This window comes from Pseudoalteromonas sp. BSi20439 (assembly GCF_000241165.1).
Classification (GTDB): Bacteria; Pseudomonadota; Gammaproteobacteria; order Enterobacterales; family Alteromonadaceae; genus Pseudoalteromonas.
Genome location: NZ_BADW01000198.1, coordinates 46,519 through 62,013, shown reverse-complemented (window position 1 = coordinate 62,013; position 15,495 = coordinate 46,519). Strand labels below are relative to the sequence as shown.

General features: G+C 39.6%; 13 protein-coding genes and 1 pseudogene. 10 read left to right on the top strand and 4 right to left on the bottom strand.

Features of this window, described 5'->3' with window-relative positions:
- Window positions 1-410, top strand: a pseudogene (locus tag P20439_RS15500) (ribonuclease E); the annotation flags it as partial.
- 467 nt (window positions 411-877) lie between these two features.
- On the opposite strand, the gene yejK reads toward P20439_RS15500, so the two are convergent.
- Window positions 878-1,894 (bottom strand): nucleoid-associated protein YejK, encoded by a 1,017-nt coding sequence (yejK, locus tag P20439_RS15495; RefSeq protein WP_008109849.1) that lies wholly within the window; start codon window positions 1,892-1,894, stop codon window positions 878-880.
- 63 nt (window positions 1,895-1,957) lie between these two features.
- Here yejK and P20439_RS15490 point away from each other — a divergent pair, with 63 nt between their 5' ends.
- The 6 genes from P20439_RS15490 (at window position 1,958) to P20439_RS15465 (ending at window position 7,783) form a co-directional block, all read left to right on the top strand.
- Window positions 1,958-2,170 carry a DUF1414 domain-containing protein gene (locus tag P20439_RS15490; protein ID WP_008109847.1) on the top strand — a complete coding sequence of 71 codons (213 nt, stop codon included), beginning with the start codon at window positions 1,958-1,960 and terminating at the stop codon, window positions 2,168-2,170.
- A 5-nt stretch (window positions 2,171-2,175) separates the two neighbouring features.
- Entirely contained in the window at window positions 2,176-3,672 is a 1,497-nt protein-coding gene (locus P20439_RS15485) for a DUF3413 domain-containing protein (RefSeq protein WP_008109846.1), read from the top strand.
- A 146-nt stretch (window positions 3,673-3,818) separates the two neighbouring features.
- Complete coding sequence (locus tag P20439_RS15480; protein ID WP_036934386.1) at window positions 3,819-4,310, top strand: DUF4124 domain-containing protein; 492 nt, start codon at window positions 3,819-3,821, stop codon at window positions 4,308-4,310.
- 183 nt (window positions 4,311-4,493) lie between these two features.
- A complete protein-coding gene (aceK, locus tag P20439_RS15475; protein WP_008109841.1) occupies window positions 4,494-6,212 on the top strand; it encodes a bifunctional isocitrate dehydrogenase kinase/phosphatase in 1,719 nt (572 codons plus the stop codon).
- Between the two features lie 16 nt (window positions 6,213-6,228).
- Window positions 6,229-7,167, top strand: coding sequence for a LysR family transcriptional regulator (locus tag P20439_RS15470; protein WP_008468187.1), 939 nt, complete (start codon window positions 6,229-6,231; stop codon window positions 7,165-7,167).
- Window positions 7,168-7,339: 172 nt separating this feature from the next.
- Window positions 7,340-7,783 (top strand): PA2169 family four-helix-bundle protein, encoded by a 444-nt coding sequence (locus P20439_RS15465; RefSeq protein WP_008468186.1) that lies wholly within the window; start codon window positions 7,340-7,342, stop codon window positions 7,781-7,783.
- A gap of 65 nt (window positions 7,784-7,848) precedes the next feature.
- On the opposite strand, the gene P20439_RS15460 is transcribed toward P20439_RS15465, so the two are convergent.
- From P20439_RS15460 to P20439_RS15450, 3 genes are read right to left on the bottom strand one after another with little or no spacing between them, the layout of a single operon-like run.
- A complete protein-coding gene (locus P20439_RS15460; RefSeq protein WP_008468185.1) occupies window positions 7,849-10,881 on the bottom strand; it encodes a TonB-dependent siderophore receptor in 3,033 nt (1,010 codons plus the stop codon).
- A gap of 9 nt (window positions 10,882-10,890) precedes the next feature.
- Complete coding sequence (locus tag P20439_RS15455) at window positions 10,891-11,967, bottom strand: FecR family protein (protein WP_008468184.1); 1,077 nt, start codon at window positions 11,965-11,967, stop codon at window positions 10,891-10,893.
- On the bottom strand, window positions 11,964-12,521 hold the full coding sequence (locus P20439_RS15450) for an RNA polymerase sigma factor (RefSeq protein WP_008468183.1): 558 nt from the start codon (window positions 12,519-12,521) through the stop codon (window positions 11,964-11,966). The genes P20439_RS15455 and P20439_RS15450 overlap by 4 nt, the downstream gene beginning before the upstream one ends.
- Before the next feature lie 286 nt (window positions 12,522-12,807).
- On the opposite strand from P20439_RS15450, the gene P20439_RS15445 reads away from it, so the two are divergent.
- The 3 genes from P20439_RS15445 (at window position 12,808) to P20439_RS15435 (ending at window position 15,466) form a co-directional block, all read left to right on the top strand.
- Window positions 12,808-13,410, top strand: a complete 603-nt coding sequence (locus P20439_RS15445; protein ID WP_008468182.1) for a PilZ domain-containing protein — start codon at window positions 12,808-12,810, stop codon at window positions 13,408-13,410.
- 110 nt (window positions 13,411-13,520) lie between these two features.
- Window positions 13,521-14,576, top strand: a complete 1,056-nt coding sequence (locus P20439_RS15440) for an agmatine/peptidylarginine deiminase (protein ID WP_008468181.1) — start codon at window positions 13,521-13,523, stop codon at window positions 14,574-14,576.
- Window positions 14,573-15,466: a carbon-nitrogen hydrolase gene (locus tag P20439_RS15435; RefSeq protein ID WP_008468179.1), complete on the top strand. Its 894-nt coding sequence runs from the start codon at window positions 14,573-14,575 to the stop codon at window positions 15,464-15,466. Before P20439_RS15440 ends, P20439_RS15435 begins: the two co-directional genes overlap by 4 nt.
- The last annotated feature ends 29 nt before the right edge of the window (window positions 15,467-15,495 follow it).

Here is a 15,495-nt window from a genome sequence, read left to right as displayed (position 1 = left end):
AAACTGAAGAGCCAGTGAAAGCTGAAGAACCAGTAAAAACTGAAGAACCAGTACAAGCTGAAGAACCAGTAAAAACTGAAGAAGTTGCTGTTGAAGCTGAAACCGCACCGGTTAGTGCTACTGAAACACCTGTAGAAGCGAAAGAAGCACCAGTGGTTACAAGCCAACCTAAAACTGTTTCACAAGCGAGTTCTAGTAAGGTAAACGCTAAAACAGTGATTACAGCTGGACATGCAAGTGCGCCAATGGCACAGCCAACACCTGTAGCTGATAGCGAAACCAAGCATACATCGGTTGCAATGGCACATGACAAACGCGAGTTAATCCCTGACAGCGGCCTTCGCCCTGGCTCGGTAAAACCTGCCGGTCGTGCAAGCTCAGCAATGACTAAAACACTTAATGCTGAATAAGCACTAAGTTTAGCTCAAAGCATAAAAAAGCCGCGTTAATTGATTTTAACGCGGTTTTTTATTGATTGTAATTTATATAACTGGCAAACGGGGTCGAGGAGCTGCGGGTACCGGGTTACGAGCCTAATCCCTAGCACTTGTTTTATCTTCTCATTTACTCCTTATTCTCTTCTCTCAGTGCAATAAGATCTTTAAGAAAAGCATTCACAAATTTACGGGCTGAGGGGATCGTGCTTCGAGCCTGTTCCCCAAACCTGTAGCTCGTTGCCCGCCAAAACTATCTTTAATGACGCGACATAAAGTCGCTGCTACATCTAAACCTTGTAGCAGCGGGTTCACCCCGCGTTTGAATTAAAAAACCAAGGTAAATACCCGCTTATTAGAAAGCTCTAAACTCTACTTTAGACACAAAAAAGCACGGCATTAATATCGTGCTTTTGGTTTAATCAAACAGTGTTTAACGAAGTTTAATCTTGCTCTTGTTCCATAAAACGCTGTAGCTGATCTTTTAGATTTGGCGGAATGCCTTTTATAACTAGTGTATCTGTCGCTTCATTATACGTGACACGCTCACCTAAATGTTTACGCTCAAAGCTAATGCTTACACCGCCACCTAAGCCTGAAAACTTAACCATACTCGTTACTGTTTTCTTATCGACTGGGAACGACTCTTCTAAGTCATAGCTTTGCTCTTTACAAAAGCTCTCAAACGGATTGTCATCGCCTTTGGTCAGCGTTGCTGAAAGCTCACTTACATTAGCCTCTTCGCCTGTGGTGACACAGTCGTTACAATAATCAAATACTTGCTTACGTAAATCGTCTTTTTCAGACTTATCGAATTGCTGCTCTGATAAGTAGTCTTCTACCGCGCTTAGCATCACTTGGCTTTGTTGCTTAGGGTCAATACCCTCTTCACAGCCTAAGAAATCTAAGAAAAAGTCAGCTACTTTTCGCCCTGCACGGCCTTTAATAAATGAAATATAACGATTATCGTCTGCTTGGGTATCCCATGCGGTTAAATCGATGCGGGCAGCCAATTGCATACGCGAAATATCTAAATGGCGCGATGCGGCTAAATCAAGCTCTGAAGTCATTGAGTAGTGTTCTTTAATGTTGATCATGGCAATCAACATATAATCAGTAGCCACGTACTGATAATGACAAAATACTAAATAGCCAGTCTCATTAAAAGCGTATTTATCTAACTCTTCTTTTAATACCGTTGATGCTTGCTCGGTCATATGCCAAAAGCCAAGCTCATTATTGCGGTAGCTTTGCATAGTAGAGGCAACAATACTGTTTTTTTCGTCACTAAAAGCACAAAAACCTTTGCCCGGTTTGCCATTGTAGGCATGGTGTAATTGCTCAATGAATACAGCGACTTTGTCGTTGATCATCATTTCATCGTTGCGAAGGTGAATTTGGGTGTCGTCATCTTTTTTGTCTACATAGTGCACGACTAATTTTTTAACATCTATTGCCATCTTTGTTTTTCACGCCTCTGGTGTTAAAATACGGGAATATAACTATTTTTATTGAACCAACTGATGCCAATCTTATCAAAATACTCTAATGAAGAAGTAGAACAAATCGTCGATCAGCTTATTGATGTTTTATCAAAACACAATGCGCCGGTTGATTTAAGTCTTATGTGTTTAGGAAATTCTATCACGCATATCTTAAAAGAGCATGTACCAACAGGGAAAAGACAAGCTGTTACTGAGAACTTTGCAAAAGCACTCGCTCAGTCGGTTAAATAAACTCTATGAATTTATCGCAGCATAACCAGTTTTCATCGAAAGCAAGTCAATTATTAAGTTGGGGCCATTGGTTTACATTTGCCAATATTGGTTTAGCGCTTTTAATTAGCTTAAGCTATTTATTTGCCGACTCACCGCCCACCACTTATATAGGTATCACTTATATGGTGGTTACGTGGCTAAGCCACACCAGCTTTATTGCATTTTTAGCGTTTGTGCTGACGGTTTTTCCTTTAAGTTTAGTGTTTCCCTATCCACAGCATATTCGCGGTATGGCAGCAGTGATAGCAACAATAGGTGCTTCAATACTTACTTTGGACGCTTATGTGTATTTTAACTTGGGCTATCACTTAAATGCCTCAGCACTGCCTGAAATTATTTCGTTGCTGTGGCACCGCTTAACCACTTCACCTGCGCTCACTACCTTGCTTGCTGGCAGTATTGTGTTACTTATTTTAGGCTTTCAGCTTACGGTTAGTAACTTTACTTGGCACCATTTAGGGCGTTTAAAACAATTTAAATTTGCCCGTTATGCTGGTTCTTTTTTAGTGATTTGTTTTGCATTAAGCCACAGCATTCACATTTGGGCAGATGCAAATTTAAAATTTGATATCACCAAGCAAGACAACGTATTACCGCTTTCGTACCCAACTACAGCCAAAAGTTTACTCGCCAAAAACGACTTGTTAGATGTTGAAAGCTACGAACAAGCGCATAATGTTAAAATTAATAACCAAGGTATTAATTACCAAATACCTACCCCACTAGCAAAATGTGAAGATTACAACGCAGCTAAAGTAGATATTTTAGTGTTTGATAATGACGAACAGTTAGCAAAATTTGTTGCCAGCAACCAAGGCATTTATAAAAATCAGCAATTTTTACAACCCACAGATCATAGTGACATGCTATTTGGTTTAGTGTACGGCCTGCCTGCATTTTATAAAACCGACATTATTGAGCAACAAACGTTACCCGTTTGGCAAAGCCAACGTCGAAGTGTAGAAGTATACGGTATTGATGAGCTGAGCTTTATTAACGAGCAAGCACACAAAGACAGTACAATCAGGGTTATCAAAGCAAATGAAAGCGCGACTGTACGCGATGATGCTACTGAGTTTTTTGCATTTAGTGTGTCGCAAAACAGTAATGAAATAGTGACTACGTCAACGCTATATAGCTCAGATAAGTTTATTTCTAAAGTGAACGGCTTAATTCAGCCGAGTGATATTATTGCTACTGCCCTTGGCCAATATTTAAACTGTAATGCCCTTGCAGAGCAGACAATGTTAGGTAAAAACTTATACAGTAAAAGTAATAACATTGGCGTTAATTACTCACAAGGTGTCGTGATAGCTTATAAAAAAGATAGAATTACGCTAATTGATCGTGACGGAAATTTTAGAAATATTTCCGCAGCTGAAGGGTTTTCAATTGAACAAGGACTTGATATTCCGTTTTTAGTACACAGTATTAAAAAGCTCAAAACTTTTTCTCAATAGCACCTGATAGTTCAAGCGGGTTATTAGCACTGGCTCGCTTGATTTTCTATTTTTATTCCTTTGCACTTGCTATCCCCCCAAGCTAGGTTATAGTTTTTAGCATTAAAAATTATTAACTCGATCAGAATATGCAAAGGATAATCATTATGTTCAACGTTATTAATCTGATCATTATTGTCTGCCTTTTTTGTTTTAGCCCTTTCGCATTAGCTCAAACCACCTACTACAAATGCGTTACTCCAAAAGGAACGACATTTTCACAATTTCCCTGTAGTAACAATGCAACCATGCATAAAATAACTTCCACTGAGCCTAAACAGACAGGTGAAGAAATAAACTACACCCAGCAGTTAAACGAACTTGAACGCGACACCATAATTACCAACTTAGAGGCAGAGCTGCGCAGTAACCAGCATAAACTCGCCATTCTTACACGAGAAAAAGACAGAGCTGATTTTAAGCAACAACAGCGCTTAAATCATATATTGAGTGCGGAAGACAAAAAACGAATTAGTAAAGATATTAAAAAGACACAAAAAAGCTTAGATAAGCAATATAAAAAAGATAAAAAGTTGATTGAAAAGCGAATTAAAAAATTACAAAAAAAGATTGATGCCTACCAATCAGCCACTAATTAACTTAAATAAATATCATCTTAATTAGCTTGGTTTTAAACATAAAATAACATACCCTTAACAACCGTAGAGTTCGAACTCTAATGCGTGTTTAGTGGTGCAACTTCTTTTAACCACCTTTTACAATTTAAATGGTATCCACCTGCACTTTGCTAAACACCTAAAGGCGTCAATTAAGGAGTACTGATGCAACCACGCCAAATTGCTGAATTAATTTTAACCGGATTTAAAAAACATTACTTGCTGTTTCAAAGAACAACAGCAAAAGCGCCCTATGCGTTTGCTAAAAGAGATTGGCAAGCAATTAATGATATTAGCCGCTTGCGTATTAGTTATTACGATGATCGGGTTAACGAAACCACAAAAACCTTACGTGAACGCCAGCAAACAGACCAGCTAAACGAAAGCTTATGGCTTGAAGTAAAGAAAATTTACCAGCATTTTTTATGTTTTCATCCGCAAGCTGAGCTTGCTGAGACATTTTATAACTCCGTATTTTGCCGCCTGTACCACCGCCGCTATTTCCATAACGATTTTATTTTTGTTGAAGCAACACTCAAAGATGCGCCTTCAGTGCCTGTAGAAGCTGAATACAGAAGCTACTTCCCTGTAGTGGACGGTTTAAAACCAACCATTAAACGAATCATTAACCACTTTGATTTTAAAGCCGATTTTGTCAATCTTGAGCGCGATATTCGTTTATTAGTTAAAGCGTTTTATAAGCAGGCCCCCGATACTCACCACCAGCATTGGCAAATGCGTTTTGATATATTACACACGCCGTTCTACCGCAATAAAGCCGCGTATATTGTAGGGCGTGTTGTATCGCAAAGTGGCGTTCAACCTTTTATCATTGCGGTACTTCACCATGAAGACCAGGGGTTATATCTTGATGCCCTGCTGACTAAGTCGTCGCAAATGCGGGTTATTTTTGGCTTTGCACGAGCCTACTTTATGGTAGAAACTCACGCCCCTTCCGCGTTAGTGCGGTTTTTAAACCAACTGATGCCGAATAAAACCTTAGCCGAGCTTTACAATGCGATTGGTTTTCATAAACAAGGAAAAACTGAGTTTTACCGTGAGTTTTTGAATCATTTAACCCATTCTAATGACGAATTTACCATTGCACCTGGCACCCCTGGTATGGTGATGATGGTATTTACTCTGCCCTCATTTGGTTATGTATTTAAAGTCATCAAAGATAAATTTGGTGAAAGTAAGCCATTTGGTCGCGATACCGTATTAAAACGCTATCAATTGGTTAAAAGCCACGACCGTGTAGGGCGAATGGCCGACACTATAGAGTATTCAAACGTCGTATTTCCTTTAGCGCGTTTTGATAGTAACTTGTTAGCGCAGTTACATAAAACCATTGGATCATCAATGGTTATTGAAGGTGACTGGTTAATTATAAAACATTTATATATTGAAAGACGCATGACACCGCTTAATCTGTTTTTAGAAAATGCAGACGAAAAAAGTGCCGCCGATGCCATTGAAGAGTATGGGCAGGCGCTTAAAGAAATGATTGCCGTGAATATTTTCCCTGGCGATATGCTGTTAAAGAACTTTGGTGTAAGTAAGCACAAACGGATTATTTTTTATGATTACGATGAAGTGCAATATTTAACAGACATGAACTTTAGAGCGCTACCTAAAGCAAAAAGTTATGACGATTATTTAATGGACGAACAAAGTTACTCGGTTGCTCCTCAGGATGTATTTCCAGAGCAGCTATGTACCTTTGTAATGCCTAATCCAACATATAAACAATTTTTAACTAGCACGCACCCTGAATTACTTGATGTTAACTTTTGGAAACAAGCACAACAAAATATAAAAAATGGAAAGGTGAGTCATATTTATCCCTATCCTACAGCACAGCGTTTTATCCATTATTGGTAAACGTTAAGGACACACAATGAATATAAGTAAAATAGATTTAAATTTACTGGTTTACCTCGATACGTTACTGCGCGAATGTAATGTTACTCGTGCTGCAAACCAGCTTAGCATTACTCAACCGGCAATGAGTAACGGACTTAAACGCCTACGTAACCTTTTTAATGATCCTATTTTAGTGCGTACCAGCGATGGTATGGTACCGACTGAGCGTGCTATTGAGTTGCAGCCTGTGATTCGTGGAATTTTGATGACCCTTGAAGAAACGCTGGCACCTAACCGTGAGTTTGAGGCTAAACAAAGTAAGCGAGTGTTTAGGATCATGGCCAGTGATTACGCGGCCAGTACCATGGCACCGCGTTTATTAGGGAAACTACACGAAGAAGCGCCCGACACCACCTTAGATATTTTAACTCCTAGTGATGTTACCTTTCACGATGTTGAAAACGGTAAAGTTGATATGGCGATTAACCGCTTTGAAAATTTACCACAGTCGTTTCATCATAAACGTATTTGGAAAGACAGCTTTTGTTGTTTAGTAAAATCAGATAACCCCATTATTGAAAACTTTAGCCTAGACAGCTATTTAAAAGCTCGCCATATTTGGGTAAGTAAAACAGGCTTTGGTGTTGGTGTGGGGATGGACCCTAAAGATGTGCAGAAGCTGGGCTGGGTTGATGAGGCACTGGCGCATTTTGGTAAACACCGTAATATTGCCACTTTTACTCGTAACTATCATGTGGCTGTTCACTTAGCCAAAGAGAAAAATTTAGTTGCGACTTTGCCCTCAAAAGCGGCCAATATTTATTTAGACGATCCTGGGCTTAAAATACTGGAGCCACCCTTTCCTATCCCGCCATTTGAACTTGATATGATATGGAGTCCTTTATTACACAGAGACGCTAGTCATATTTGGTTACGCCAAAAAGTAGCTGAAGTAGCGGATGAGCTAAAATAACCTTCTTACATACCTTAATGTAAAATTTGCTTGCTAACGCTTAGTTAGCAAGCCTACCAAACTATTAAAAAAAATTAAAAACCATAAAATACAAAAGCTTAAAAAACAAAACCTACTTGGAATAGCGCTTGCTTAGTAATGACTGTATTTTAAATTAACAGAGGTCATTATTATGAGCACCCATCAAGGACAAGAAATTAATCATATTACCGACATTATCCAAGTAATGAATAGCGGCATCGACTTTTACCAAACAGCACAAGATAAAGTACAAGACCCCGCTATAGGAGCCCTATTCCAACGTATGATTGACGCTCGTAAAGTCAGTGTGGAGAGTTTACAACCTTACGCAATTAATCAACAAGGTGAGCGCGAAGATGGCTCGTCGTTTGTTGTAGAAGCACGCCGTGCATTTACTACTTTGATTAGTAAATTTGCTAACGATAACGATCAAACCTACGTTAAAGAGCTTGAGGAAGTAGAAGATAAAACCTTAGAAGAAATAAAAGTAGCGTTGAAAAAGCCTCAGTCTCATGATTGTGAAGCAGCGTTATCAAAAGTATTACTTACTATGCAGAGCTGCCATGCTGAAATGAGTAAAATGCAAAAACATTAAGTTTAAAAACGATAAAAGGGCCTGACGGCCCTTTGGTTGTTAAATAACAATAGGAGAGTTATTAATTAAAAGCGGTACTCTGCACCTACGTAGTAGTAAGCACCGTTGAAACCAAATGGCGCTGAACGACGTGAGTACTTAAATACACCATCGCTGCTGACAATGGTGTTACCTTGAGCGTCTACAATTGTGCCTGAACGTGAATTACCTATGGTGTTTTCATCTGGGTAAACATCAAATAAGTTATTTGCGCCAATATTTACTGATAAATCGTCAGTCACAAAGTAATTTACTTTGATGTCAGTTAAAATTTCAGCACCATAAGTCTGGCGGCCGCCATCTTCCACTGTGTATTCACCAAAGCGATTAAGCGATAGGTTTACGGTCCAGTCGTCGCGACGATAAAGTGCACTTAAGTTAATTCGATCTTCTGGTTGCCATTCTTCAATAATAGAAATTTCTTGATCAGAAAACACATCATCGACTGGCACGGTTTCAAGACCAGAACCTGCAGGGGTAAATAACGACACGACATCAGTTTCTGTAAAGTTAGCCGCTAAAGTAAAATCAAGCGTGCCACCAAGGCCTTCTGTATTCCATGTAGCCACAAAGTCGATACCTTGTGTCTCAGTATCAGCGCCATTTAAGAAAAACTGCCCTGCACCCGCACCTGAACTTAATAACGCAGCATCAAGACTGCTTGATAAGCCTTTACCTAAGCGATTACTAATTACAATACGGTCGTCAATATCAATTGAGTAGTAATCTAGGGTTACATTAATATTATCGCTTACGTTATAAACGATACCTAAACTGCGGTTTTGAGATTTCTCTTCTGTGAGCTTAGGAATACCTAAACTTTGCGCAAGGGTTGAATCGTTTCTAAAGGTCCCCACTTCTTCAGCCACTAAATTACCATTAGGACCTACAACAAACTGTGTGCTGATGTTGTTAAAATACAACTGCTGCATTGAAGGTGCTCTAAAGCCTGAGCTTAGCGCACCACGAAGTGAAATATCTTCAGTTACTGACCAGTTACCGGCTAGTTTAAAGTTAACTGTATCGCCAAACCCTTTGTAATTGTCGTAACGTAACGCCCCTGAGATAATTACATCTTCAATAACGTAAGCTTCAGCGTCTAAGTAAAACGAGATCACATCACGCGACTCATCAACCGACGACGCTGGCGATGAACCACCAAAGCCTTGTGTGCCACCGGATGCGTTTTCGCTGCCAATACCACTGCTTAGTCCATCGTAAATATTAACACCATTGTTGGTATCGTAATCGCGATATGCATATTCACTACCCTCTAAAATTCGGTACTCATCGGTACGAATTTCAGCACCCATTGCCAATGAGTAATCATCAAAATTTTGAGTAAAATCAAGATTGATCGTTTGCAATGATAGCTCCATGCCATAAGCATAACCTTGGCGTGGAATCGTGGCGCGAATATCTGCTGCACTTAGGCCTTGATCATAACGTAAAAAATTCGCGTAAGAGCCGTTAATAGTATCGCTGGTTGTGTAGTCAATACTGTTTTCACCATAGGTGTACGATAAATCTAAGCTTGAGTCGTTATCAAATTCAGTTTTATAACCAAAGTTATAGGAAATATCATCAATCGTGGTATTTATTTTAGGTAAGAAGCCAGCTGGGATAGTTGCATCGCCATCTTGAAGTACCGGATTACCACCTGCATTGGCATTATGACGGAAAAATGCCGCTGATTCGTTATCACGAGTTGAATAGGTAATAAAACCGTATAGTTCACCCGCTCCTAATTCGTAGCCGGTGTTAACTGTTAAACCAAATTGTTGTGAATCAGCATCACCAATTCTGAATGTATCACGTGGCGCGGTTAATTCGCGTGGATCACCTGCAAGCAAGGTGCCATCAGAAAGTTCAGTACAGCCATAGAACTGGCATGAGCCATGAAGGCCCGCACGGTTAGTTGGTGCACGATCACGGTAGTTAATAGTTGTATTTAAATAACCGTTATCACCTAAAGCAAAGCCTTTATTAAAGTCGATATTAACGGTTTCGCCATCACCTTCTGAATACTCACCGTAGTTAACGGCCGCTTTACCACCTTCGCTGCCATCTTTTAGCACGATATTAATAACACCGGCAATTGCATCCGAACCATATTGAGCTGCAGCGCCATCGCGAAGCACTTCAATACGTTTAATTGCTGAGGCTGGAATCGCATTCATGTCAGTACCCGCAGTACCACGACCAACAGAAGTATTAATGTGAATAATACTTGCTTGGTGACGACGCTTGCCATTGATCAATACCAATGTTTGATCCGGGCCAAGGCCACGTAACGTTGCAGGTCTTAATGCATCAGTACCATCACTAATAGATGAACTTGAAAAGTTAAAAGAAGGTGCGATAGCTTGAAGCATGCGGCCAACTTCTGTTTGGCCGGTGTTTTCGAGTGCTTCTGCACTTAAAATATCAACGGGGACAGGTAAGTCTTCAACTGAACGTCCTGCGACACGACTACCTACAATAGCAATTTTTTCGATGTTTTGTTCTGCGCTTTGTTCAGCGGCATTTATTCCTTGTGAATTAACTGCAAGTAAAGCAGGTAATACGGCAGCACTAACTCCTGAAAGCTTCATCATGTTGTTATCTTTCCTATTGATTTGTTTGAGTTTAATACTCAGTAAACCATTTTGATCAACAACCGCATCGAGCTCAGTCTCAGCTAACAATGCGTTTAACGCATCGAGTTGAGAATAAAATCCATATAATGAATTTGCCTCGTACTGTTTAGCAAGCTCATACGAAAAAACCACTGTTTGTTCAGTTTGCTTAGCAAATTCTATTAAGGCTTTGTCTGCTCGTTGCGCTTTTATATCAAACTGCATCATTTGTCCCTCAGTTTGACTCGCGTGCACACTGATACTAAAAAACAGCGGTGCAACGAGTCCCAGCGGACTTAAATAACACGTATGGTTACTGCGCAACTTATATAAACAGTTAGCAAACAAAAATCCTCTATAGGTTTTTATCATTTTTTTAATCTTTAAATTACTTTTTACACCCTTATGAGTAACATTGATTAACAATGGCGTGATTTTCATTACCATTACCTATGATTTTTTTTGATATTTTAAACTAACAACATGCTCGCCTAAACGTTCATGCTCAATTGAAAAATTATTTTGTAAGCTCTCTAACAGCCCTGCAACATCACCTGCTTTAAAGACGCCAGCCACTTTAATGCGCGCTAATTCATCAGATGATAATTCAAACCGCGTGGCGGTATAACGGCTAACCTCGTTTAAGGCATCAACCAACTGTTCACCATTAAAAATCAACATGCCATTTTGCCAAGCTAAATCACGTTGTACGTCATCAACCGATAACTGTGTGATTGGTTTTGTAACGCTTTGTTCAATAACTGCTTTTTCACCTGATATCACAATATTGGCATTGATTTTGCGGATTTCTTGGTTACTGTTGCTCGCTTGCTGATAAGCTTTAAAATCGTCAGCATTAACAGCAACACTGGGATCGGTGATCATCACTTTACCTTCAGTGACTACCAACTCGAGATCTGATGAGGTATTGCGCTGCACATTAAAGACTGTACCAAGTGCGGTAAAGCTTTTGTCACCCGCCATCACACTAAATGGTCGTGATGCATCTTTAGCTACGTTAAAACGTCCTTCCCCACGGCTTAGTAATAACTGTCTGCGCCCTTGGCTATAAGCTACTTCCAATGAACTATTGGTATTAAGCTGAACTATTGTGCCATCTGGTAAAACATAGGTTGCTTGCTCGCCAACCTTTGTTTTATAAATTTTTGTATAATTTACTTTAGCTAAATTTTGGTTAAAGTTGCTATCAATGTTTATCAAAAAATAGCTGCACATCATTAAGGCTGCAATAATACTTGCTGCAATACCATATACATAGGCAGGCTTGGTTTTAATGCCAGCTGAGTGTTTATTAGGAAACAATACGCTAAGTTCGTTAAGCACACTTAAGTCGTCCCACAGTTGCGCTAACTCATATACCGCATTTTGATGAGCGGTGCTTTGTAGCATCCATAGTTTAAATTGCTCTTGCTCTTGTGTACTTAAGCCACGATCAATCGCGCTTATCCATAGCGATGCTTTTTCTAAGATTAATTCTTTTGAAGTAAATTGATGGATGTTATTCATTTTACTGCCCTCACAATGCTCGCACTTTGTTGCCCATGCTCACTCTCATCTTGCGCTTGCTCGCGCATATACAGCATGGTGTTTAATAGTCCTTTAGCAATGTGCTTTTCTACCGTGCTTTGACTTAGCTGCATTTGCTGTGCGATCTCTTTTTGGCTCATCCCATATACTTTTTTTAATATAAAACACTTTCTTACCACAGGGCTTAATTGCTCAGTAGCTCGACAAAATAGTAAAAAACGCTCTTTGGAGGTGTATTCATCTTCTAATTGCATTGATTTGAGCAATTTAGGAAGTTCAGTTTCGTGATTCAAAGGAGTACTAAATTTATTATCCCATTTAGCTATATGATTCAAGGCGAGGTGCTTAGCTGTTTTTAACATATAGCTGCGGGTGTATTGAATATCTTGTTTTAGCTCTGCTTCATAGCTTTTAACAAAGGTTTCTTGAACAATATCATCAACATCGTCAGGTAATACGATTTTAGACACAAAGCGCCGTAATTGCGTAGTTATGTCTGAGAAAGTACTGGCCAATTTAAGTCCTTGAGCCACGTGGGTAGTCCCTTGTTATTATTATTACCGTAAGATTACGAGTTTTAAGGTTAATTACAAGGCATTTTGTTAATTATTGGTTATTTATTAGTTGCTAACATACATACTCAGTATAAATGTATGAATGTTTATTATGCTTTTAATCATTATGGCTGTATAAAAAGTAGCACCCCTAGCGTTTTTATAGTGAAGCCAAACAGTTATTTAGCTTATTTTTATTGGTTTGTTGTGTAGTAATTTACTAATCGCAACGCTACTATTAACGGATAGAGGTTAGGAGTTACAAATGAATAATCAAAAATTAGCTGATTTTGAGCTTTACTTTCAAATTGAAGAAAGCAATCGCGTCAATCTATTTGCTGTAGATGACGCAGTGGTACCAAAAAGCTTGGCTGAACTAGACGCAGACATTCCGCCTTTATTTAAACTCGCTAACGAAGTCAGTAGTTTAGATCAAAGCGCCTTGGGTCCTTTGCGTAACTTAGGAGATATTGCCCAAGAACTGACGACGTTTTTACAAGCCCAGTCGCGCAAAATAGATTTGATCATGAGCCATATTTTAGCTTCTGAACAACCTGAAGATAACTCTATTTATTGCGATAGTTATGGCGGTGGCGGAATTAAGTTTACCAGTGAACATTTGTACACATTAGGTCAGAAATTTCGTACCAAACTGTTTTTACAACACGAAGCCTCTGCAGTGTATTGTTATAGCGAAGTCGTTGCTATAGAAAAACAAGACAATGAGCATTACCAATATACCCTGCTCTTTGTATCAATAAGAGACAGTGATCAAGAGCTGGTTGTTAGAGCCAGTTTACATGCGCAAACACGCCAGCTTAAAAAGCGTCAGCAACTTGAAAAAGCGAAAGAGAGTCCAAACGAGTAACACCAGTGTTTATTTACCGCTTTAAATTGTAGTTCAAACACTTATTTAAAAGTGACTTAGCCGTAATTGAACTGCTAAACTAGCCCCATCTTTATTTGTATTAAAAATCCATGAACTTTAGACTTTTACCTGAATGGGCCGAGCAAGATGCAGTTATGCTTACATGGCCACACAAAAATACCGATTGGGCTGATAATTTAGCGCGTGTTGAACCCGTTTATATTGAACTTGCAAAACATATTACTGCGAAACAAGCCTTAGTGATTGTAGCTCATGATGAGGCATTAAAAACCCACATAAACTCATTACTAAATGATGCTGGTATTAAGCAGACCCGTGTATATTTTGTTGTTACTCCCACTAACGATACGTGGGCGCGTGACCATGGACCGCTTACGTGTAGCGCTATAGAAAAGCCAGAGCAACTAAAAGTCTACGACTTTACCTTTAATGGCTGGGGTAATAAGTTTGAAAGTGCCCTTGATAATCAAATAAATCACATATTAGTTAAACAGCTAAGTAGTACAAACAACCAGTATCAAGCCCTCGATATGGTACTTGAAGGCGGTGGTATTGAAATAAATGAACACGGTGTATTGCTAACAACCAGCGAGTGTTTACTGAATAAAAATCGTAACCCTAATTTAACGCCAAGTGACATAGAAGTTCTTTTAAAAGCGCACTTAGGGGCAACACGTTTTTTATGGGTTGATCATGGTTATTTAGCGGGTGACGACACCGATAGCCACATTGATACGCTAGTGCGCTTTGCGCCTAATAACACCCTTGTGTATGTAAAATGTGACGATGAAAGCGATGAGCATTTTAGCGCGCTAGATGCCATGGAAAAACAACTAAAAAGCTTTAAAACCGCTGATAACACCCCATATAAGCTAATTGAGTTACCGTGGCCAAAAGCTGTGTATGACGATGAAAATACGCGTCTACCCGCCACCTATGCAAATTACTTAATTATTAATAATACGGTATTAGTGCCTACTTATGACGATGCAAGCGACCAACGCGCTTTAACGCAAGTTCAAAAAGCATACCCTGAGCACACAATTATTGGTGTAAATTGTTTACCTATTATTGAGCAATTTGGCAGTCTTCACTGCATTACAATGCAATTACCCCGTGGATTTTTAGCTGGAGCAGCACAATGACAAGCCCTGCACATTTATCAGTTGCCTTAGTGCAACAAAGTAACAGTGACAACGCTGAACATAATATTGAAAAGTCAATTGCGGGCATTCGCGATGCAGCAAGTAAAGGAGCGCAACTTGTTGTACTTCAAGAATTACACCGTAGTTTATATTTTTGCCAAACCGAAGACGTTGATGTATTTGATTTGGCCGAAACAATACCAGGCCCAAGTAGTAATATTTTAGGTGAACTCGCCAAAGAGCTCGGTATTGTGATTGTAGCGTCATTATTTGAAAAACGTGCTACGGGCCTTTACCACAATACCGCCGTGGTGCTTGAAAAAGACGGCAGCATTGCAGGTAAATACCGTAAAATGCATATTCCAGACGACCCTGGGTTTTATGAAAAGTTTTACTTTACTCCTGGTGACTTAGGCTTTGAGCCTATTCAAACCTCTGTAGGTAAACTAGGTGTACTGGTATGTTGGGATCAATGGTTTCCTGAAGCCGCGCGCTTAATGGCAATGGCCGGTGCTGAGCTTTTAATTTACCCAACAGCCATTGGCTGGGACCCTCGCGATGATAAAGACGAGCAAACCCGCCAAAAAGATGCTTGGGTTATTTCACAGCGAGCGCATGCGGTTGCTAATGGCGTTCCGGTGATTAGTTGTAACCGTGTTGGCCTTGAGCGCGACCCGAGCGGTCAAAGTGACGGTATTCAATTTTGGGGTAACTCGTTTATTGCAGGCCCTCAAGGTGAAATGTTGGCAGAGGCTGATAACCAAAATGAGCAAATATTACTGGTAAAACTTGATCAAAAACGCAGCGAGAACGTAAGACGTATCTGGCCGTATTTACGCGACCGTAGAATTGATCATTATCAAGATTTAACAAAAATTTACCGTGACTAAATAATAGTGTGGCTCTTACTCGTTAAGAG